This is a genomic window from Leifsonia sp. 22587 (genome assembly GCF_052044215.1).
Lineage (GTDB): Bacteria > Actinomycetota > Actinomycetes > Actinomycetales > Microbacteriaceae > Leifsonia > Leifsonia shinshuensis_C.
Genome location: NZ_JBQENB010000002.1, coordinates 78,207 through 98,510 on the forward strand (window position 1 = coordinate 78,207; position 20,304 = coordinate 98,510).

At 64.3% G+C, this 20,304-nt stretch carries 20 protein-coding genes and 1 tRNA gene; 3 read left to right on the forward strand and 18 right to left on the reverse strand.

Annotated elements, in window-relative coordinates; genetic code table 11:
• Positions 1-379: 379 nt before the first annotated feature.
• The 14 genes from ACTJI1_RS08355 to ACTJI1_RS08420 form a co-directional block, all read right to left on the reverse strand.
• Positions 380-1,459, reverse strand: coding sequence for a hypothetical protein (locus ACTJI1_RS08355; protein WP_440742264.1), 1,080 nt, complete (start codon positions 1,457-1,459; stop codon positions 380-382).
• A 66-nt stretch (positions 1,460-1,525) separates the two neighbouring features.
• On the reverse strand, positions 1,526-2,602 hold the full coding sequence (locus ACTJI1_RS08360; RefSeq protein WP_440742265.1) for a right-handed parallel beta-helix repeat-containing protein: 1,077 nt from the start codon (positions 2,600-2,602) through the stop codon (positions 1,526-1,528).
• A complete protein-coding gene (locus ACTJI1_RS08365; RefSeq protein WP_440742266.1) occupies positions 2,599-3,555 on the reverse strand; it encodes a hypothetical protein in 957 nt (318 codons plus the stop codon). The genes ACTJI1_RS08360 and ACTJI1_RS08365 overlap by 4 nt, the downstream gene beginning before the upstream one ends.
• 47 nt (positions 3,556-3,602) lie before the next feature.
• Complete coding sequence (locus ACTJI1_RS08370) at positions 3,603-6,200, reverse strand: hypothetical protein (RefSeq protein ID WP_440742267.1); 2,598 nt, start codon at positions 6,198-6,200, stop codon at positions 3,603-3,605.
• A 298-nt stretch (positions 6,201-6,498) separates the two neighbouring features.
• Positions 6,499-6,906, reverse strand: coding sequence for a DUF7426 family protein (locus tag ACTJI1_RS08375; protein ID WP_440742268.1), 408 nt, complete (start codon positions 6,904-6,906; stop codon positions 6,499-6,501).
• 69 nt (positions 6,907-6,975) lie between these two features.
• The gene (locus ACTJI1_RS08380) at positions 6,976-7,302 is read right to left on the reverse strand and encodes a hypothetical protein (RefSeq protein WP_440742269.1); all 327 of its coding nucleotides are present in this window, start codon (positions 7,300-7,302) and stop codon (positions 6,976-6,978) included.
• 8 nt (positions 7,303-7,310) lie between these two features.
• On the reverse strand, positions 7,311-7,745 hold the full coding sequence (locus ACTJI1_RS08385; RefSeq protein WP_440742270.1) for a hypothetical protein: 435 nt from the start codon (positions 7,743-7,745) through the stop codon (positions 7,311-7,313).
• A complete protein-coding gene (locus ACTJI1_RS08390; RefSeq protein ID WP_440742271.1) occupies positions 7,738-8,532 on the reverse strand; it encodes a hypothetical protein in 795 nt (264 codons plus the stop codon). The genes ACTJI1_RS08385 and ACTJI1_RS08390 overlap by 8 nt, the downstream gene beginning before the upstream one ends.
• Positions 8,501-8,965: a helix-turn-helix domain-containing protein gene (locus ACTJI1_RS08395; protein WP_440742272.1), complete on the reverse strand. Its 465-nt coding sequence runs from the start codon at positions 8,963-8,965 to the stop codon at positions 8,501-8,503. Before ACTJI1_RS08395 ends, ACTJI1_RS08390 begins: the two co-directional genes overlap by 32 nt.
• Before the next feature lie 28 nt (positions 8,966-8,993).
• A complete protein-coding gene (locus ACTJI1_RS08400; RefSeq protein ID WP_440742273.1) occupies positions 8,994-9,356 on the reverse strand; it encodes a hypothetical protein in 363 nt (120 codons plus the stop codon).
• A 931-nt stretch (positions 9,357-10,287) separates the two neighbouring features.
• Positions 10,288-11,499: an AAA family ATPase gene (locus ACTJI1_RS08405; RefSeq protein ID WP_440742274.1), complete on the reverse strand. Its 1,212-nt coding sequence runs from the start codon at positions 11,497-11,499 to the stop codon at positions 10,288-10,290.
• Positions 11,496-11,810, reverse strand: a complete 315-nt coding sequence (locus ACTJI1_RS08410) for a hypothetical protein (protein ID WP_440742275.1) — start codon at positions 11,808-11,810, stop codon at positions 11,496-11,498. Before ACTJI1_RS08410 ends, ACTJI1_RS08405 begins: the two co-directional genes overlap by 4 nt.
• Complete coding sequence (locus tag ACTJI1_RS08415; protein ID WP_440742276.1) at positions 11,810-12,220, reverse strand: hypothetical protein; 411 nt, start codon at positions 12,218-12,220, stop codon at positions 11,810-11,812. Before ACTJI1_RS08415 ends, ACTJI1_RS08410 begins: the two co-directional genes overlap by 1 nt.
• A gap of 341 nt (positions 12,221-12,561) precedes the next feature.
• A complete protein-coding gene (locus ACTJI1_RS08420; RefSeq protein ID WP_440742277.1) occupies positions 12,562-12,837 on the reverse strand; it encodes a helix-turn-helix domain-containing protein in 276 nt (91 codons plus the stop codon).
• Positions 12,838-12,959: 122 nt separating this feature from the next.
• Here ACTJI1_RS08420 and ACTJI1_RS08425 point away from each other — a divergent pair, with 122 nt between their 5' ends.
• The 3 genes from ACTJI1_RS08425 to ACTJI1_RS08435 all read left to right on the forward strand — a co-directional run bounded on the left by ACTJI1_RS08425 (position 12,960) and on the right by ACTJI1_RS08435 (position 15,255).
• The gene (locus ACTJI1_RS08425; protein ID WP_440742278.1) at positions 12,960-13,610 is read left to right on the forward strand and encodes a hypothetical protein; all 651 of its coding nucleotides are present in this window, start codon (positions 12,960-12,962) and stop codon (positions 13,608-13,610) included.
• Between the two features lie 81 nt (positions 13,611-13,691).
• The gene (locus ACTJI1_RS08430) at positions 13,692-13,898 is read left to right on the forward strand and encodes a hypothetical protein (protein ID WP_440742279.1); all 207 of its coding nucleotides are present in this window, start codon (positions 13,692-13,694) and stop codon (positions 13,896-13,898) included.
• An 85-nt stretch (positions 13,899-13,983) separates the two neighbouring features.
• A complete protein-coding gene (locus ACTJI1_RS08435; RefSeq protein ID WP_440742280.1) occupies positions 13,984-15,255 on the forward strand; it encodes a tyrosine-type recombinase/integrase in 1,272 nt (423 codons plus the stop codon).
• Positions 15,256-15,313: 58 nt separating this feature from the next.
• Here ACTJI1_RS08435 and ACTJI1_RS08440 read toward each other — a convergent pair.
• The 4 genes from ACTJI1_RS08440 to ACTJI1_RS08455 all read right to left on the reverse strand — a co-directional run bounded on the left by ACTJI1_RS08440 (position 15,314) and on the right by ACTJI1_RS08455 (position 20,188).
• Positions 15,314-15,390: transfer RNA gene (locus ACTJI1_RS08440), tRNA-Pro, on the reverse strand.
• An 81-nt stretch (positions 15,391-15,471) separates the two neighbouring features.
• Positions 15,472-15,903 (reverse strand): hypothetical protein, encoded by a 432-nt coding sequence (locus tag ACTJI1_RS08445; RefSeq protein WP_440742281.1) that lies wholly within the window; start codon positions 15,901-15,903, stop codon positions 15,472-15,474.
• A gap of 275 nt (positions 15,904-16,178) precedes the next feature.
• Positions 16,179-17,813 carry a chitinase gene (locus ACTJI1_RS08450; RefSeq protein WP_440742282.1) on the reverse strand — a complete coding sequence of 545 codons (1,635 nt, stop codon included), beginning with the start codon at positions 17,811-17,813 and terminating at the stop codon, positions 16,179-16,181.
• On the reverse strand, positions 17,813-20,188 hold the full coding sequence (locus ACTJI1_RS08455) for a glycosyltransferase family 2 protein (protein WP_440742283.1): 2,376 nt from the start codon (positions 20,186-20,188) through the stop codon (positions 17,813-17,815). Before ACTJI1_RS08455 ends, ACTJI1_RS08450 begins: the two co-directional genes overlap by 1 nt.
• Between the last annotated feature and the right edge of the window lie 116 nt (positions 20,189-20,304).

Below are 20,304 nucleotides of genomic sequence, written 5' to 3' on the forward strand. Positions count from 1 at the left end.
AACACCAAGTTGGTGCCCGTCAGAGTGGGCGGTGCACGGAACGATGCAGCCGCTCCAGACTGCGTGAAAGTCACAGTAGGCCCACTCACCTGCGACCACACCGGAGTGCCGCCCACATCGCCGCCAGTGCCCAGCAAGGGCACCAGCGTGCCCGGCTCAACGGCCACCACGTCAGTGCCAGCGCTAACCAACGCCGCCGACCGAAGCTCAACCCGCGAGTGCTTCGCCCGCTGTGGTGCCGTGACCAGCTCGACCCGCGAGTGACGGCCGTTCTGCGGCGCTGTGTAGGCGGTCAGCTCAACGCGCGAGTGCCGTCCATGATTGCCCGGGCTGCCTGTGGTTGTCAGTTCTGCCCGAGAGTGACGCCCGTTCTGCGCCATCAGCCCAGGTAGTCCGTGATGCGGAGGGCCAGGTTCGAACGGTCAGTAATGTTCGGCGTCTCCGTGGCCGGGTCCGTCGTCCAGGAGTTGTCTACCCATGACGTTGTGAGATTCCACGTCCGCGATGAAATGACCGTGTTGGACGGGAGCTGCAACAACTCCACGAGCGTTTTCGTGGCGGGCGAAGACAGCGACATTTGATCACGAGTCTTGACCGTCACATCGCCCGACGACAGGAGAGCGAATCCGTAAACGATTGACCCGCCCGTGGGGTTGTCTCCGGACTGAATGTAGGTCGTGTCAGATTCGTCAGCCACTGCCGCGCTCAGCGAACCGGCACCGCCCTGGTTGGAGAACGTTCCACCGTTGGACACGACCGAGTTGGGGCGCACCGACGTGGCGGCGGTAGCCGGCCAACGCCCGATGTACCCGGTAGCGGCGTCATTCGTCTGCACCCCGTCGAAGCGGATCGGGGACGTGTACGCGCTGCTGTCGGTCTTGCCAAGGATGAACGTATCGATGGCCGCGGAACCCGTATTTGCGTTCGTCACAGCAGTCGAGTCAACAGCAGTGGAGTTGTCACCCAGGTAGTAAGCCGCGTTGTAGGTGGCGGCACCGGCGTTGATCGTGCAATACACCTCAATGCGGACCCACTGGTTCAGGGGGAACGCGCTGGCCGCCGTCCACACGCGGGTGGTAGTGCCGCGGGTATCGAGCATGGATAGCTTCGCCGCGCCACCGGAGATCGTGATGGTGGCGCGCATCACGGTGGTGCCGCCCGATGCCGCGTTGAAAAGGAACAGGTCCGCGGTTGGCGCGGTCGTGAGGTAGACGTACACGGATGCCGCGAACGCGGTGGAGCTGATGCCTGTCCATCGTGCGTTCACGGTCGAGGTGCCCGTGTTGGTCATGTTGATGCACTGGCTGCCCTGCGACGCGAACGCGTTGTCGAAGACAATCGTGGTGCCGGCCGGGATGACCACTGACGAGAACTGGGTGTTGCCCGACCCGCCAGCGTTGGAGGTGGTGAGGGTTGCACCGTTGGTGCCGCCCTCGAAGTTCTGATTGCGGTTCGTCAAAGCGAACGCCCCCTTAAACGAAAAACGCCCGTGATAACGGGCTGAGGTACCGAGGTTGAGAGTTGGTCAGTTGGTGACGACTTGCAGCACAGAGGAGGTGACTTCGACGCCGTTTTGGAAGATGTGGAAGTCAGACACGTTCTGCTTGTTGGGTGGCGAAGGATTGCCTGCAGGGAACGCGTACGTGTTGTGCCGCAGGATCTTGAAGGGGACGCCGCTGTTCATGCCGTCCCAAATCGGGTCATAGACGTTCACCACCGCAGAGGTGCCGTCCGTGTCCACGCACATCGGGTAGCGGTTGTTCGAAAAGGTGCAGTTGCGGAGCGTGATCGTCCCGGACACCTTTTCGAAGTTCGCCCCGTAGAGGTGGTTGCCCGAGAACGTGCACCGCTCATAGGTCGGGTCGGTCGTCAGGTAGTGGGTCACGCCTGCCCCATAACCCATGTTCTTAAAAGTGCTGTCCTGCACCAACGGGGAGGTGCAGTAGTTGTTACCCAGCCCCGATGCGCCGATGCCCTGACCATCCACCGTCACCCACCGGATTAGCGTGTTGACCGAGTGGTAGTTGTTCAGGGGGAACGTCTCACCCGGCGGGAAACCCGACGATCCCTGAAACCCGAGAATGGTCGAGTTCTCTACCGTCGCGTTGGTGGCGTAGTAGAGGATGAGACCGTTGTAGTTGGACCCCTGATTGGTCGACGCCAGCGTGCCGGAGAAGTAGGGCGTGGTCGCCTGAGAGCCGCCGCGGCCCAACCGCATGAGCGAGAAGTTGTTGGTGTCTCCGGTGACTAGGGCGTTGATCGTGGCCGCGTCGGTGGACGACCCCGGCACCATTGAGACGGTGCCGTTGTAGAACCCGATGACTTTGTTGTTGTAGATCCCATAGCCGGATTTGCCGTCACTGCCCCGACCCTGCGTGAACCCGTTGACCGTCTGCACGGTGCCCTCAAGGTCCACCACTGTGTCCGACGACAACCGGCCCAGCGCTTGCAGGAAGCTGTCACCCGACTGCGCGAACGTGGACAACTTCACGGTCGCCGGCGGCTGTGGCGGGGGTGCTGTGGTCTGCGTCTTCACCAACCCGCGGCGCATCAGTACACCATTCGACAGGGTGTAGCGAAGCGTCTGTTTCAGGCCGCTCACGCAGCCACCACATCCCGCATATCAACGTCCGCAAGCATGCCCGCCGTGCCGCTTGTGACAATGGCCGGCCCCGGATCCGGGCCGACCCACAGGAACACCAGATCACTACGGCCAGATGGGCGGGCAGGCCACGAACCCTGCCACCGAACAACAAACATCGTCCACGGGGCCGCACGCGAATAGTCGATGGCGGGCACCTGCGCGATAGGCACCTTGCCACCGATGTCCAGCGAGGCGACACCCAGCGCGGCACCAACAGCCGCATTCGGGACCGCGCCCACATCCGTTGCACCGAGGCTGACGTCTCCGCTGAGGTTCGGTAGCTCGCCATTGATCGACTGAACCGTGCCGCTTCCGCCACCACCACCCGTGCCGGCAGGAAGCACAAGGTTGAGCCGCTTCTGAGGGGCGCTACCCGTGATGCTCGCCGACGCAACCGTGCCCTGCGTGACAGTACCGATGGTCAGATCGGTGACCGGACCGGGATCGCCCTTCACAATCGCCGTTCCCGCCGCGGTGGGGACCGGCGCCGCCTTCGTCAGGTCAGTCCACGTGGTCGAGTCCGTCAGCGACGCGGCCGGCACCTTGATATCAAACTTCGACTGATCAATGACACCGCCCGAGTACGCGATGTTGTACTGCACCGAGTAGGTGAAATCGGTCGGGTTGATGTTCGAATCGTTGGTGGCGACCAACGTCACACCCGGCTGGTTGTTGAACGAGAGATACCCGGACGAGTCAATGGTTGCCGTGACCGGTTGCAGCTCCAACGTCAACGGATCCGGTGACCCGTTAGCGATCAGCACTTTCTTAACCGATGGCGTAAAAGTGATCGTGCCCGTTGGAACAACCGCATCGGGCAGTGCGTCGGCGTCTACGCCGTCTCCGATTCCTACAAGAAACCGCCCGACGACTTTGCCGTAACTGGGCGGTTGCAACGTGAATGTAGCCATCTAGTAGCCCTCTCTTGAGTTATGAAAATCCGCGGGTGCCGGGATCGTTAGATCACCAGTCCGCCGTTCATCTGCTGCGCCAGTTGGGCAAGCGTCCGTTCGGTCACAACCCCAGCCCGAACGTCGATGTACTGCGACAGGTCAATGCCGCCCTTCGACTGCACGGTGACCGCGACATTGACCGGCTGAGGCGCACCACCCCCGCCCGCCTGCCGGCTCATGTAGGCGGCCAGCTCGCGCGGGCCAGCGCCAGCGTTGACCATCTTGAGCAAGTTCCGGTTGCGGTCTGCCTGACCGAATCGGTTGGAAATGACTTCCTCAGAAGGGGCCAACATGGCGTGCACTGAGTCGATCCCCGACGACCCCACGCCCGGCACCGTTAGGCCGGTGGCCGCGTGGATGGTGCCGCCGTCACGGTAAGTACCCATCCGGCCACTGCCCGACTGAGAACCGTTGAGGTCAGAGAGCGTGGAACGCGTCTCAATCGTGTTGACCCGGATCGTGATCGACCGCTCAACCGCGTCATATGCCGCCTTCACGGCTGCGGCAGCGGCCGCCGCCGCAGCCGCCCCTGAGGTGTTGAACGCTGTATCAACGTTCTTCGGCACCAACCCGTACTGATCGGCCATTTTGTTCGCCTGATCGGTGTTGATACCCATCTGCACGGCCGCGTTGATGAACTGGTCGCGCGCGGACTGCATCTGCTGGGAGAGTTCCCCGGTACTCGTGCCGGCCTGCTGATTCGCCGCCACCAACGCGATACCCGACTGCGCGATATCGTCCAGCGCCTTACGGTTATCGCGGCCCTTCTGGGTCGTCTCGTCAAGCGTGGCACCGTTGTCTTTGATGGCCTGAGTTGCGTCAGCGATCGACTGGTGGAAGGCAATGGCTGCCGCGGACGCATTGAGCTGATCCGATCCCAGATTCTTGAGGGTGTCGTTGAGCTTGGTCATGGCATCCTGCGTCTTTTTCGCGGAGGTGCTCGCGTCGTCCAAGCCCTGCGCGTTATCCCGAGCCGCCGCCGCTGCCTCTTTGGACGCCTGCTGCTGTGCGTGGACAGCCGCGGTCGCTGCCGGGAACAGCGTGGCCATGTCGGACGACGAATGCCCGGCAAGTTTCATCTGCTCTTGAAGCTGCTTGTACGCGCGCGCCGCATCCTCCGGGGTGGCAGACGCAATCGCCTGATCAAGCGACTTCACGTTGTCGTACAGCGGACGGACAGTCGTACCCGCAATGTCGGCATTCTTGGCAAAGTCATTCCAGAAGCCACCAACCGACTGCAGGGTGCGCCCCAGGTTGTTGATGTTGATGTTGCCCTTGCGGACAGCCTCCGACCATCCGTCGCTGCTGGTCGTCAATCCCTGCCATTGCTTGATGCCAGAAGCGATAGACGCTGTGCCCTGCAAAATCGCCGCATCCGCCGCGAGCACACCCTGAATGATCGACGCGAACGCCGCCTTTCCACTGGTGCCGGCCTTTTGCAGCGACCCGCTCACACCGTCGACCGTTGCGCTGATGGCAGACCATGTGCGGAACGCGGCAACCACTGCGAAAGCGCCGGCCGCGAGGGCAGGAAGCAACGGTGCGGGGATGAAGTTCAGTGCGTCCGATACGGCCTTGATCGCGCCCAGCATGGGTCCGCCCCACACGGAGAACCCCTCAGCGACGTGCAACGCCAGGGTCGCCAGAGAACCGAGTGTTGCCGCCACCTGCGGAAACACCTGAGTCGTGTAGGTGGTGAACCGCTCAAGGCCGCCGTTCGAGGTCCACGCGGCGAACCCGGATGCGAGTTGTTCGACATAGCCAGCGCCCTGCACGAACAGCGGGTTGAGAACCTGCAACGCGTTGATGACGCCCTGCAACAGAGTCGTCCCGATTCGGCCGGCGTAGCCCGCGAACACCCCAACTTGATTGTTGAGAGTTGGGAGGGCGGTGCTGATTATCGACACCGCGATGCCCAACGACGAGAGCATGCGGTTGGCCGCAGTGCTGCCCAGGCTGTCCAGCGAACTCTTGAGCTGATCCAGACCGCGCTGGTAGGCGACACCGGCAACGGTGCTGTCTTTGATCGCCTTGACGATGCCGTAAATGGCCAGCACGCCAGCGCCGCCCATTGCCCCAAGCGCACCGCCGACACCCACCGCATAGCCGGCGAGCGGTGCCAGCAAAGGGATAAGGGCGGCAATTGCGGCGGCCATGAGCTGCCACCGCTGAATGCCGTTCCCGTTGGCGCTGTTCAGCCGTTCGGTTGCCGATGCCGCCTTATCGGTTTCCGCAGCCTCCTGAGCCTGAGCAGCGGCAAGCTTACGGGTAGCCGCCTCATGCGCCAGCTCCGCACGCTGCGCAGCCAGATGGGCGGCCATTAACCGCGACTGAGACGCGCCACCCTTGGTCTGCACCTCGTCAAGACGCTGATACGCCAGCTTGAGCGATGCGGTTGAAAGGTCGAGTTTCTTCTGCGCCGCGTCCACCGCAGCAAGCTTGGCGATGGCCTCATCAACCTTCGCCTCAACCCTGACAGTCGGACTGGCGGCACCAAGCTTCCGCGCAGCCGCATCCGCCGCCGAAAGCTTTTCCATCCAGTCGGATGCGTCAAGTTTCAGCTCGCCGCGGATACTGCCGGCAGAAATCGGCCCTTCGCTCACAGTGCGTCCAATTCGTCAGTTTCGTTGTCAGTCGGTGGGTCGGGTTCGTCTCTCGGGGTGAGCGCGCGGTATAGGCGTGTGTCCGCGGCTAGCAGTCCGCTGATTCGGACAAGGAACCATCGCCACGTCTTGCCCTGCCGGATCTCGGGGGCGCTGAGGTCCACCTGGTATTCCGACTGGAAGTCCGATTCGAGCAACGGCCAGTGCCCGAGAATTCGAGACATCGGGATAGGTGCCGATGGGTCGTGCTGCCCTAACAGGGCGGGAGGAACGTCCTCGTAGTACTCGTAGAGGCCCGTTACAGGGTCTTTGTCGCCGCGGCCGTACGCGTCGATGGCTTCGACGCCTTCCGCCGGCTCGCCCGATTCGGCTTCGGCATCAGAGCTTCGATCGCTTTTGGGTCGCCACCGGTCTTCCAGATGATTTCGGCTGCTGCGCGACCGCTGTTGTACTCGGTCCAAGCGGTGAGACATGCCCGATAGATCGCGTCGGATGGCACCTTGTCGGCAAGCATTTCCGCGTATACGTCCCCGAGGACCATCTGATAGAACTCGGGGTCTGTCAGCTTGGGTGCGTCTTCCGCGCCCTCCGCCAGGGCGTTGAGCCGCAATCCCGTCTCGAAGCTCATCGGCGGGATCACGTACTTCTTCCCGCGGATCGGCAGTTCGAGCGGGTCCAGAAAATCGGTGTAGTCGGGCAGAGACATCGGGATTCCTTCTTTAAACAGCACAGCCGCCCTGTAGAGGCGGCTCTGGGTAGGTGGTGCGACTATTCGCTAAAGGTCGCGCAAATCGGAAGCGACGGACTGCAACGCGGCTTCAGCGCGCTGCATCAACGGCAGTTCAAGGTAGAGAGCGTTGCCGGTGTTGTGATGCCACGACAGCTCATAGTGCTGGCGGGCCGCATAAGGACCGGGAATGAAAATCTCTGCGCCGTCGTCAATGGGCCGTACTTCCTCAGACCCGACAAGGTGGCCTGTCTCAACGGGCGTTTGACGGGCAACCTCAGGGCGCACCGCGCCCTCCATCGCCTTCATCGCGGCGGGCACTAGGGCGGTCTGCAAATTCGCCGCAATGTCGTCCAAGCGCAGATCGAAGTGCATGCTGATGCTCACGGACGGCGACCGCCAGACACGGCCTCAGTTACCTGCGCCCGGATGCTTTCGAGGCGCGCTGCCTCATTGGTCACATCCCTCCCGAGCGCCTGATCCAGATCCCCCGCCGCCTCCGCGGCATGCACCTCGGCAGGTGAGGCCGTCTCCAACCACTCGAGCTTTTCGAGCTGCGCCAGGGTCATGTCCCGCCGCTTGCTCTCAAAGAGGGTCGAACCGTAAGCGCTCCCCATAGAGGTCATCTGCTGATACGACGAAAACCCGTACAGCTCAGCCAGAAGACGGTTCGGGCTGCCCTCTACGCGAGCATCGTGTGCCTTCTCGTCCTCGCTCTTGCCGCCCATGTAGTGCGCGAGCTCGCCCGCATCCACCGCCGCAGCGATCTGGTCGGGGCTAGCGGCCTTCACCCACGATTCGTCGCGCTGTTCAACCATTCAGCGCTTCCTCGCGGCTGATCGGCTGGATGTGATCGCGACGCTGCACCTCTTGCGTGAACGCGTGCTCCTCGTCGGTCCAAATCAGACCACCGGAAGCGGTGCGGAAAAAGACCGCGTCGTCGGGAATTCCTGGCACCTCGTGGTCAACTTTCGCCACCTGGTCATGCAGGACACCAATATCCGTGATGTTCGCACCGCTGCTGTCGAAGTAGTATTCCGGGGCGTTCCGCTCAGCACCCAATGCGACCAGCAAGCTCGTCAAGAAGCGACCCGAATGCAGGCGGCGGAACTTCCGTTCACCGGCCTGCAAGTCCACGTCACCATAGGCTTCGCCCCAACCCAGGCCGACCTCAGAAGCCGGCGGCACGAGACGAGTAGGACCGAGCGGAGGAACCCCAAGTTCCTTCATCTTCGCGGCCCAGCCGTTCAACTTTTCATTGCGAGTCTGAAACGCTGTGGCAAAAGCGACGATGGCAGATTCGGCCTGATCGAGCAGCTTCGAGAACTCGTCGCCGGACGACAAAGAAAAGGCGTCGATTTCTCGACGCAGCTCCGCAAGCTGACCCTGCCGCACTTCCTCGTCATACTTGACCTTGCTGCGTTCGAGGCGCACAAGAGCCGCCTCCGCGCGCCTGATCGTGGCCTCAAGATCCTCGACGGTCTGCCAGTCGCCACGTTCGTCAAAGTACGCTTCGCGCGCTTCCTCAAGCGCCTTCCGGCCGGCGTCGAGTGCCGCGCTAGCCTCAGCAATGTCATCGTCCGTGACCTTGGCCAATTTTGGCATCGCGGATCTCCTTGTCCCTTGTGTAGTTGTCGAGCGCTTCGCGCGTAATAAGCCATGTGCGGCTATGTTCTGACCGCCCGGCCTTCAATCGGCCCTCACCAATGAGCCGAACTACCGTGCGCTGAGACACTCCAAGCGCATCAGCGCATTGCCGGGCGGTCAGAACCCCGAAAGAGGTAGCCTCGGGCGGTCCCACCACGAATCCGCCCGTTTCCTCTGTCCCAATTTTAATTTCTGTGACCGCGTTATCGATAACAGGTTGGCTGACATCGGACAGCAGTGCATCCATCAGCTCCAAGAGGTCTTGGGCACGCTTCGACTCGTAACGTTCGCGCCGCTTCGTAGCAACATCCTTGAGCAGCACATCCGCCGCCCACTCACGCAGACTCCACGGAATCACCACAGACCCATCCGGGCGCACCAACGCGTTCATCCGACGCTGATCGGCCTCCATACCCGACTCAGGCATCGCGCCCCATCAACTGCTCCGCCTCCCAATCAGGACGCAGACGCCGATACGTCATCACGAATTTATTGATCCGGGAGAACACCGCTGGGAACTCAAGAAACGTGATCTGCAACAGCAGATGAGCGCTGATCCGCTCCATGACAGCCAGCGCCACCAACCGCATATAGGCCGGCGACGTAGCCAGATAGAGCGCGTCCAACGCCTCCCCCGCGAGGTTGTGGTGGTCCGCGAACCCACCCGTGATGAGCAGTGCAGTGAGGTTGTCAACATCCGCCGACGCCTGCACCGGATCGACCAGCGCGAAGTCACCCGCGTCGTCGCCCTCCTGCCACACCAATTCGTAATCGTCAGTCACTTGTCCCACCTCTCGCCGGCCCAGATGCCACCCTTCGGTTTCGCAACACGGGCGTAATTCAAACAAAGCCCAAACAGCGGGCACATCAAACACAGCTCCCGAACATGGGCCGGATCCGTAGTGTCATCCGTGAACTCCACCCGGTCACGACACAACGGCCGCACCCGATCCATGCCGTCCACCAACGCCGCATAAGCGTCCTCGGCCGCGCTCACGCGTCCCCACCCACCAACCGCAACTCAGCCTCCAAACACCGCACCCGAATGCGCCGTCGCGCAGCCTCATCCCGCAAATCCGCCGCATACGCCTCCACAACCTCTGCCGCCGCAGGATCAACCACCCACAACCGCTCCAGCTGCGTCGCAAACGCCGACCGAACCCGATCCCGCCGCGACACGCTGTGGCTCACAGCAAACCCCCAGCAAAACCGGATCCTAGAAAGTTCTCAGTTGGGTACGCGGTTGTGGCCCGGGCCTCGCGTTCTGGAAAGTCCGGGGTGGGGCGGGGGGTGTCGGCAGCTCTCGCCGGCACTCCTCCCACCGCCGTGCGTCCACCTACCGCACGATGCGCCCTTGACACACGCACAACACGCACGCCGTACATCCCAGTGAACACGCGGGCAGTGGTGGCCCTGTGTGCAGCCTGTGTGCAATGCCGGCCACCCTCGCGCGGGGTGTTTGAGAGAACGGCCACCGCAGCGCACACGGGCCGCTCACCACTCCCCCAGCTCTCGCGCGCGGGGTTTCGCCACATCACCCCGATGGTGCGGACAGACCGGTTACGACTCCGTTGGTGGGTCATGTTGTGGTCCTCCTGTCGCATGTGGGGTGGGTGCCGTAGGGCAGGTTGGTGGGGTGCATGGGCATTCCGCACGCTTGGCAGTGGTGGCCTGTGATGGGCCAGTTGTGGCCTTGGTTGTCGGTTAGGCGTTTCATGCGGTGGCTGCCGTTTCGCATCGTCCGCAGGTGCCTTGCCATGTGGGGGTGCCGTGCACGGGGCAAAGAGTGACGCCGTCTTTGGGCTGTAATTCTGTATTTCCAGTAACACTTGTCACTCTGGAGGGGTTAAGAGTTACAGGAGGCACAGCAGTTACAGTTTCGGAGACCGTTACGGGCTGTTTCGCTTTGGGGTGGTAGACGCCGTAGGTGTGGTTGACGATGAGCCCGCGCTGTTCCGCGCGCCGAAGGTAGCTGCGTGTGTGGTCCGGCTTGATCCCGGTCTCAACTGCGACTTCCGCGGGACGGATGCCCTCGGGGTGGGCGTTCACGCAGTCAACGACGGCGCGAATCTCCTCCCCCAGCGCCTTTTCCGGTTCGCGGTTGATGATCTCGGACACACTGATGCTCGACGCGCCGAGGTCGTGAATGCGCGCGACGGATGCCATTTCGTCGCCGGCCGGAACCTCGGTGGTGATGAGCTCGAACGCGAACGAGTCGCCCCGAGCTTGGCTGTAGTTGGACTTGTCAATCGTCGCAACCCGCTGCCCCGATTCGTCGTCGGTGGCGAAGATAATCACAGACCGGGCAATGTCGCGGAAGGCGTGCGAACCACTGAGTAGGTCGCGGGTGTCACCGCCACCCTTCCTGACGTGCATGATGGCGATCACGCAGAGGTCCAGCTCCATCGCTAGGGCCATGAACGGTGTCAGTGCCCGGCGTATCTCAACATCCTTGTCAGTGTTCGAACCGCTGATAGTGGAAATCAGCGGATCTACGATGATGAGCTTCGCCCCGGTTTCTTCCACTGCCTGTCGGATGCGCCCCATGTCTTCGGCGAGATCGGGGACCATCGTGATTGCCAGGCCTGAACTTTCGTCTTTGTACTGAATGTTGAGGCTGTAGACGAGATCCCGATTGGCGTTAGCCGCGATAAGACGAGGGGCCACAGTCGTGCCCAGGTCGTCCTCGTGGCCGATCAGCAGGACGGCCTGCGGGTGCCCGTAGAACTCGCCCTCAAGCTCTCCCCGAGTTAGCTGTGCGGCGATGTGGAGGGAGTAAGTGGACTTCCCCTCTCCCCCACGGCCAGCGAAAATCGTGCACGTCCCCATCGGGGCGCGGTTAGCCCACAGGAAGTGCTGGCGTCTGGGTTCAATCATGCTCAGCGGCGTCAGCAGCGTCGTCCGCTCGGTCTTGTCTGCGGTCACTGAACGCCCTTCCGAGTAATGCCGAACGTGGCTTCGAGCGTTTCGACGCTCTCCCCGCGGGCCGCAAGCGCGTTGCACACGGTTCTCTTTTCAGGCACCGTGAGGGTGTCCGGGTCGAAGTGTCGGGGTTTGAGGCGCACGTTGTAGCGGCGCTCCACGTACTCAAGGTCGAAGGCCTGTGCGACCAGGGCGGCGGCGAGCGCGCGGCGCTGCTCTTTGGGGAGCGCGCACGGGTCGAATTCGCACGAGTTGTGGGGGGCGTTGCCGTGGCGGGCCAGGGTGCGACGGTCGAGCCTGCGGTGGTGGATCATCAGTCGTCCCTTCCCACGACGGCGGACACGTCGGTTGTTGTGCATGCGGCTACGTCGATGTGGCCCAGCTTCTGAGCGGTGAACACCAGCAGGACCGCCTTGCGGGAGAGCGTCATAGCCCCGTCAGCGCAGGAGATTGAGAAGACGAGATCCTCGACGGGCATGCTTGCGTAGCGGCGGTAGATCGGGCCGCGATAGCCGGGCAGCCGCAGCTTGCGGCCCTGATTGGCGAGCACCTGGGCAAAGACTGGATCGGCATAGGTGCCTCGGTCCATGGTGAAGTTGGCGCGAGCGCGAAGCTTGTTGATGAACTCGATGTGATCTTCGGTGATCGTGTCGAGCCGGACATTCGGGTCCAGGTTGTTGGCTTCATAGAAGTCGTCGGAAAGTTCGATGCTGTAAGAGGTCAAGAGACGGGTCCACCATCTGTGTATGAAGTTGTCGCAATGTGGGGGCCTGGGTTCGGCACATAACCGTTTGCGGGGCGGGTGTCACTCAGCGTCGGAAGACGGTTCTCCGAGTGAGACCAAAAGAGGGCGGGTTTTGACCAACTTCCGCCGTCCGGCAGCGAACACGTCAATGTCTCCGCGCTGGATCATTTCGTAGAGGGTCTTGGTGGATACCTGCATGAATCGGGCTGTGTCGGCCACCGTGTTGACAGGCCGTGCGCGGAAGGCTGCGAGGAAAGCCACCTCATCCTCGGGAAGAGGATCGCTCCAGTGGGCGCGGCGGCCAGATGCTGTCACCAATGTCACATCGCACCCCCCTCACTCGCGACCGTGGCTCCATGAACGGGGTGCCGCGTGACTTTCTCAAGCGCGCGAAGCGCCTTCGCGTAGTTCAGGGCGTGTTCGCCACGGGGCGATACCTCGCCCAGCTCCCACCGCCTGACGGTATTTCCGGATACGCCCACAGTGGAGGCCACGTCCGCGACGCTCATCCGTAGGCTTTCGCGGATTTCGCGGGCGCGACCCGACAGGATCGCCTGTCGAACCTCCGCGATCATCGCTAGCTCAGAGTCTCTCATTTGTCAATAGTAACATAACCACACCGTGGCATGACCGATAACGGACACAGGTCCATATCGGTAACACACCATTAGGAGGACAAAGAGTAGACACCGGAGGCACATCGTGGTGTAATGGGGACATGGCGAAGCCCCTTGACATTGGCGAACTCGGAAACCCCGACGGGTACGTGCTGAGCGTTCACCCCGGATGGTCCCTCTACGTCCCTCCGACTGAGGCAGAGAAAGCGCACGCGCTCCGCAAGGTTCCCGTGGGCGCAGTCGCTGTGCCCCACATCTTCGAGACTTACGTGCGCTCCGACGACGGCGAATTCATGGTTGTGCTCATGTTTCTCGCAGACCCTGAAACGAACACGATTCGCCTTGCCGCCGGGCTGTCGCCCCAGGCACACACAGATGACGCGCTGGCACGGATCTTTGACGCACGCCCGCGCGAATGGTGGATCCGGCACGCCTACCTCAACCTCGCCCTTTTTGATGAGGACGAGGCGACTGACGACAACCTGCCGCGTTGGCGTCCCGGGACAGATGCCGCCGAAGAGGTACAGCCAGTGCGTCAACGGCGGCGCATGTCCAACGCGTTCTTGTCCGAGGTCGCTGAGGTATATCGCCAGGCGTTCCTGGCGGGCGACAACCCGACGCGCGCCGTGGCGAGCCACTACGACAAGCCGTATTCGACCGCCGGCCGATGGGTCGGAGAGGCCCGCAGCCGCAACGTTCTAGAACCCGCGTCGTTCTTCGAGCGATCCGACATCCCCTCAACCGGGGATTAACAAAAAAGGCCCCCGTGCCTGGGCGAACAGGACACGAGGGCTATCCACCCTGATGCAACAACTGGAAGGAAGCGCATCAAAATGAACACCTCCAAGGCTACTGCGAAGATCAACGGCGGCATCCGTGCTACCTCCGAACTGCCCGCGGGCGCTCGGTACAAGGTTGCCGTGGCGGACGTGCTGTCGCACCCGGACTGCTCCGTCTCCGACGTGTTCCACGCCGCGGTCAAGTTCCACGTTGACCCAGGCAAACTGCTCACGCGAACACTCGAAGCGCTGCCCGCCTAAGCCGCCCAGCAGGTGGGGCGGGCGCTGATGCCCGCCCCACCTGTTCCCTACCCAGATCGCCTCCTAGAGCCGGAGAACACCCGAAATGCCTACTGCTGACTACTACCTCTACCGTCGTTGCGGATGCGAGATCGACGGACGCCAATACTCGGTGTTGCGCGAGAACGCCACACCCGAGCAGACCGCCGCCGCATGCCCCAGGATGTCCGACCCTAAGCACGGCAAGTGGGGGTACTACATTGCCGCCGGCCGTGACCCGAAAACGAACCGCCGCCGCCAGATCCGCAAAGCGACGTTCACCACACGCAACGACGCCGCTAAAGCGGCACGTGCCATCCGCGGCAAGGTCGACGGCGGCACGCTGGTCACGCCGTCGCAACAGACGTACGCCGAATACCTCGACGCCTGGCTAACGCAGCGGCTCACCACCGGCGAAGGTCTGCGCCCCACAACAGCCACCATCTATCGGACCTACATCGCAAACGACATTCAGCCGTCCGCCCTTGGCCGCATGAAGCTCACCGATATTCGCCGCCACCACGTCAACGCGTTCGTCTCCAATCTGACGGCAGACGGCCGCGGAGCGACCACCGTGCGCCGTATCGCCGCCGTCGTGCAAGGATCGCTCAAGCATGCATGGCAGGACGAACTACTCGACCACAATCCCGGCGCGGGTATACGCCTCCCCAGCACCACGGCTCACGAATTCACCCCGTGGGAACCTGAACAGGTCGGAGCGTTTCTGGACGTGGCCGCCGCGCACCGGTTGGGGGCACTGTTCGAGCTGGCCGTGCAGACCGGGATGCGGCGCGGCGAAATCATCGGCCTGCGCTGGTCTGACGTGAACATGGACAAAAGCACGATCACCATCCGCAACAACCGCACCACCGCCGGCACAACAATTGTCGAGAACGCCCCCAAAACCTCCGCTGGCCGTCGCACCATCACATACGACCCGATGACCGGCGGCGTTCTCCTGACATGGGGAGCACAACAGCGCGCGGAGGCTGACACTCTCGGGAGCGCGTGGGAGGACACGGGTTACGTGTTCACCTATGTGGACGGCCAACCCCTGAAACCGCAGTACGTCACGCGACTGTTCGACAAGCTCCGTGTTCAGGCGGGACTCCCCCGAATGACCTTCCACGGCCTGCGCCACGAACGCGCCTCCCTGCTGCTCGCCAGCGGTGCAGAGCTGGGGCTGGTGTCCAAGATGCTGGGGCACTCGTCGGTGTCCGTCACCGCCGATATCTACGCCCACCTCATCGCCCATGCGGCGCGCGAAGCCTCCGAAAAGGCGAACGAGTCCATCCCCCGAGCGGCTAGTGCACACAGAGTGCACACAGGGCAGCAGTAAACGCGCTTAACGAAAGAAATCCCGGTCAGACAATTTCTCGTCTGACCGGGATTTTCGTTGGTCGGGCTGACAGGATTTGAACCTGCGACCCCTTGACCCCCAGTCAAGTGCGCTACCAAACTGCGCCACAGCCCGTTACCGTCGTTCGCGGCCGGAGCCGCGCGAGGCAACTCGACCATCCTACCGTGTCGCGGGGAGGGCTCGCGCACGCTCCGGTCAGATGTCCTTGGTCGACCAGTGGACGAGGGTGGGAGCGCCCTTCGTGCCGCCGATGTCGCAGATGACCACGACGCTGGCGGCCCCCTCCGGCGGCGGGTCGAGCGGGAAGCCGACGATCGCCCGCCAGGTTCCGTCGGCGTTCTTCGTCGGCGGAGTCTTCGGGCTGTACGGCGCCATCTTCGCGTTCGGCGCTTGCGAGACGTAGACCTCCTGCGCCAGCACGACGCACGCCGTCCAGGCGGTCAGCGCATCCATCGGGTCGTCCGGTGAGGCGGACGCCGGCGCGGGCGTCGCCGTCACAGTCGACGTGACGGTCACGGTCGGCGTCGGTGCGGCTGCGGCGCCGGTACCGGCGGCGCAACCCGCCAGTGCGAGCACCGACACGATGGCGGTCGCCCCGACGAGGGCGGCCTTCGACGATCGATTCATGTTCCCCCCAGTGTTCTGTTGTGCTGCTCCCCGCAGCAGCATCAGCTTAGAGTCGGTGTCGCCGCCCCGGGGTCACGAAGCGATAACGCGGGTTCTAGCGTGCCGGCAGGGACGACGCGCACCACCCGAAGGCACGCGCATCCCCGCCGGCACTGCGCCGGGCACGCCTAGGGCGCGCGCGGGCGCCTGGGTGCTCCCGCCCCGCAGCGGGAGTCCAGGTCGAGTCGGCGACGGGACACGATGGGGGGAGTCAGCGTCCCGCCGCCGATCCTGGTTCAGCGGCCGGAGCCGCCGATGATCTGGTCGATCTCGTCCTGCGTGAGCGGAGCCCACGGCGACGAGTCGGGGTCGGCGCTGGCGGCCTCGGGGCTGTCGCCCTGCGTCCACCACTTGGCCTCGAAGGGCACGCCGTCGAAGAGGATGCGCTGGCCCTTGTCGTACGCCGCCGTCCCGCTCCAGGCCGGGTACGTGCCGGCGGGCAGCGTCGGCTGCGGGATGGGCGTCTCACCCGGCAGCACCGGGCCCACCAGCTCCCACGGCGTCTCCCACGCGTTCAGCACAGGGTTGTCCGGAACGTCGCCCTTCGTCCACCACTTCGCCTGGTACACGTTGTGGTGCCAGACCACCTTCGCGCCCTTCAGGTACGAGTTCTTGGTGGCCCAGATCGGGTAGGGCGAGGTCGCCGGGTCGTCCGCGGCCGCCGTCGAGGTCGGCTCGGCGGTGGTGACCGCCGACTCCCCGAGCGAGATGTGGCCGTCGAAGCCCTTCGCCAGCACGCCCGCGAACGTCTTCTTGCCCTGCGAGACGCCGCTGCACGCATCCGACACCGCGGTCAGGTCGACGTAGTTGGAACCGCACGTCTTGTCGCGGTTCGCCGACCACATCGACATCCGGCCGAGACCGTTCGACACGGCCCAGCTGTTGAAGGATGCGGCGTCGGCGAGCGAGAAGACCTCGCCCGGTGTGTCGTTCTGGCCGATCATCGGGGTGGCGCCGAGCTTCGCCCACAGGCTGGGGTCGCTCTGGTGCAGCTTCGCCCGGTCGTACAGCACGCCGAGCTGGCGCTGGGCGGCGGAGACGGCGGACTCGGCGGCCTTCGCCATCGACGTCTTCGCGTCCTTGGCGTCGCCGAAGTCCATGGTCATCACGTTGACGCCCGCGATGTCGACCTTCGCCTTGAGCATGGCGGCGATGGCGTCCGTCCCGTCCGAGGTCATGCCGGACGGCGCGACGGGCAGCGTCAGCCACACGGCGAGGCCCTTCCCTGCGGCGCGGCGCTCCTGCTGCAGGGCGGCGATGGCCTCGGCGCGGCGCTCGGACGCGTCCCGGTCGGTGAGGCCGGCGCCCTCCAGGTCGAGGTCGATCGTCCCGATCTTGTAGCGGTCGACGACCGACGCGTATGCCTTCGTCAGCGCCGACGGGTCGTCGCAGCCGACCGCGAGCTCATCGTTCAGCAGGCCGCCGAACGAGACGGCGACCGTCCCGCCCTGCTGCTGCAGCCGGGCGATGCGGCGGTCCAGGTCGAGCGAACCGCGGGCCTCGTCGAGCGAGTAGGCGGCGCCCCAGCTGGGTGCGCACGGGTCCGTCTTCGACGACACGACGAACGAGAGCACAGCATCCTTGGTGGAGGTGCCGCCCAGGTTCTCGAACGCGAACCGCGGTGTCGCGGTCACGTCCACGTAGGAGGCGAACCACGGCTTCGCGTCGACGGCGGCGCGGGCGCTCCACCACTGGAAGCCGACGGCTCCGACCGACACCACGACGATGGCGACGAGGGCCGCGCCGATCACGCGCCAGGGCGACAGGCGCCGACCGCCCGAGGATTCCGGGGCCTGTGCGCGATCGACGGCGTCCGCGGAAGATGGGGCGGTGGATGCGGCGTCCGGCGACGCGTTCTTCTGCCGGGCCATCAGGCGGCCTGCTTCTCACCGGAGACGGACGAGGACGACGAAGACGACGTTGCCTCGGGCGTGGAGCCCGACTCGGCGACCGCGTCGGACACGTCGCTCTCGGCGACAACGGCGCCGACACCGGCCAGGTGCGGAACCTCCCCGCCCGCGTGACCGTGGTAGAGCACCGAGCGCCAGTTGAGCGACGCCGTAGCGGGAGCGGCCTCCTCGGCCACCCGCTTGCGCGACTTGTCCACGTAGAGCGGCTTCGTCATCCCGAGCCAGATGTCGACGATCGTGTTGCCGATGCCGATGTAGGCGACGATCGCCCAGATGGCCAGGGTGGCGTTGAACGCGGCGAACGCGGCGTTGCCCCAGTTGTGCGCGTTGACGTCGCGCCACAAGGTGAACAGCGAGAACGCGACGATCGCAAGCGGCGCGATCACGTAGAGCAGCGGCGACGCGGTGCGGTTCTTCACCTTCGGCGTGCGGGCGAACGGGATCTTCTTGCCGGTCAGCGACTGCTGGATCGACTTGAGCACGCCGGCCAGATTCACGGGCAGCAGGATGAGGTTGAAGCCGTAGATCCGGAAGATGTCGGTGGCCTTGTACCCGCTGTAGCGGAGGTCCGCCGCCTGGCTGATGAAGTACGGCAGCGCGGCGAGCAGCACCATCGGGCTGAGCAGACGGCCGTCGTACGGGTACGCCAGCAGGAAGATCAGGCCGAAGCTGGCCCAGCTGATCGACGCCATGTAGTTGACGCGCAGCAGCAGCTCGATGCGGGACACGGTCTCACCCCGGCGCTTGCGCTCCTTCACCTGACGCCACAGCTTCGGCAGGATGAGCAGTCCGCCGTTCGCCCAGCGGCGGCGCTGGACGATCAGCGAGCCGAAGTCCGGCGGGGTGGCCGAGTAGCTGAGGCGCTCCGGGTAGTTGGACAGCGTCCAGCCGTGCGTGCCCAGGTCGATGCTCGACTCGGTGTCCTCGATGACCGTGCGGTCCTGGATGTAGCGGCGCACCTCGAAACCGCCGACGAACTCGGTCTCGACGATGTCGTCCAGCGCGCGCTTGCGGATGACCGCGTTCGCGCCCACCCAGAACGTGGCGCCGTAGTACGACTTGCCCTGGTGCAGGATGTGCTGGATGTCGGTGGTCGCCCCCGCCAGGCGCTCGATGCGGGTGCCCGCACCGCGGAACGACGAGTACGGGGTCTGGGTCACGGCGACGCGCGCGTTGTCCGGCTGCTGCAGGAAGTAGGTGAGCCGGAGGCAGTACTCGCGCAGCAGGATGGAGTCGGCATCCAGGGTGAGGAGGAAGTCGCTGTCCGGGATCTCGATGTCGCCCGGGCGGCGCTGGCCGGCCGGGACCGGGGTGAGGATGTGACCCTCCGGCGTCTCCTCGACCCGGTACGTGCCGCCCATCAGGCCGATGTAGGCGTTCAGGTTCATCGCCTTGTTGGCCTCGTGCGAGAGCGACGCCCACTGCTTGCGCTCGAACACGGCGAGGTCGGCGTCGAACGTCCAGGCGAGGCGGCGGTAGAGCTGCGCGACGCGCTTGGCGGTGAGGGTCGCACCCTCGGCGATGGCGGCGGCGACCGCCTCGCCGGTGAGGGCGAGGTCGTCGCCGAGGGCGCGGAGCACCTGGTCGGCGAAGAAGACGTCGACGTGGTCGTCGATGCTGTGCGCATCCGCCTGCTCGTAGAGCCACTGGGCCGCCCAGCGGTAGTGGTCGGCCAGCTCGAGCGCGGCGTCGTCGGTGGCGTAGACCCCGGCGTCGCCGAGCTCGTAGCGCATGAGCGCGTCGGAGAAGCGGAAGCGCGGCTCGGCGAGCATGGCGCTGATGTCGTGCGCCAGGTCGCGGGTGGCGTCGAGGCGCTCGCGGACCGCGGGATCGGTGGGGTTCGGGTTGTCGTCGAGGAGGAGGACGACGCGCTTCGAGGGGAACTCCTGCAGCGCGGCGGAGAGCAGGGTCATCCGCACGACGGCCGGCTCCTCCGCGTACGACGGCACCAGCACGGTGATGCTGGGCTGGTTCTCGGCGAAGTGGCGGTCGAGCTCGGCCCGCGGCACGCGCACGTGCTTCTGGAACCGCTGCAAGGCGCCTTGCCGGGCGACCAGGTACATCAGCGCCGAGAAGGTGAGGAAAGTGACGACGACCGTGTAGCCGATGGCCTCCATCGTGAAGCGGAAGTTCTGGCTGCCGCTGTCGATGAACTGACGGATGATCGTGGTGACCACGTAGATCGCCCAGAAGAGGACGGTCAGCACGATAGCGACGCGGCTCCAGGTGATCTTCCGGTCGGAGGGCTTCGGGTGGACCGTCGGGAGCGGTTCGGTGCGCTTCTCGGAGCCGAGCTGGCGCTTTCGGGCAGGGGTGTAGGAGGTGTGAGAACTCATGATCGGGTATGCGTCCTTGAAGTCAGGAGCCCGGCCCTCGGGTGGGCACGGTCGGGTGGCTCCTGGTTGTCCACACTAGTGAGGACAAACCGGGGTACAAATACCCCTCTTGTGGT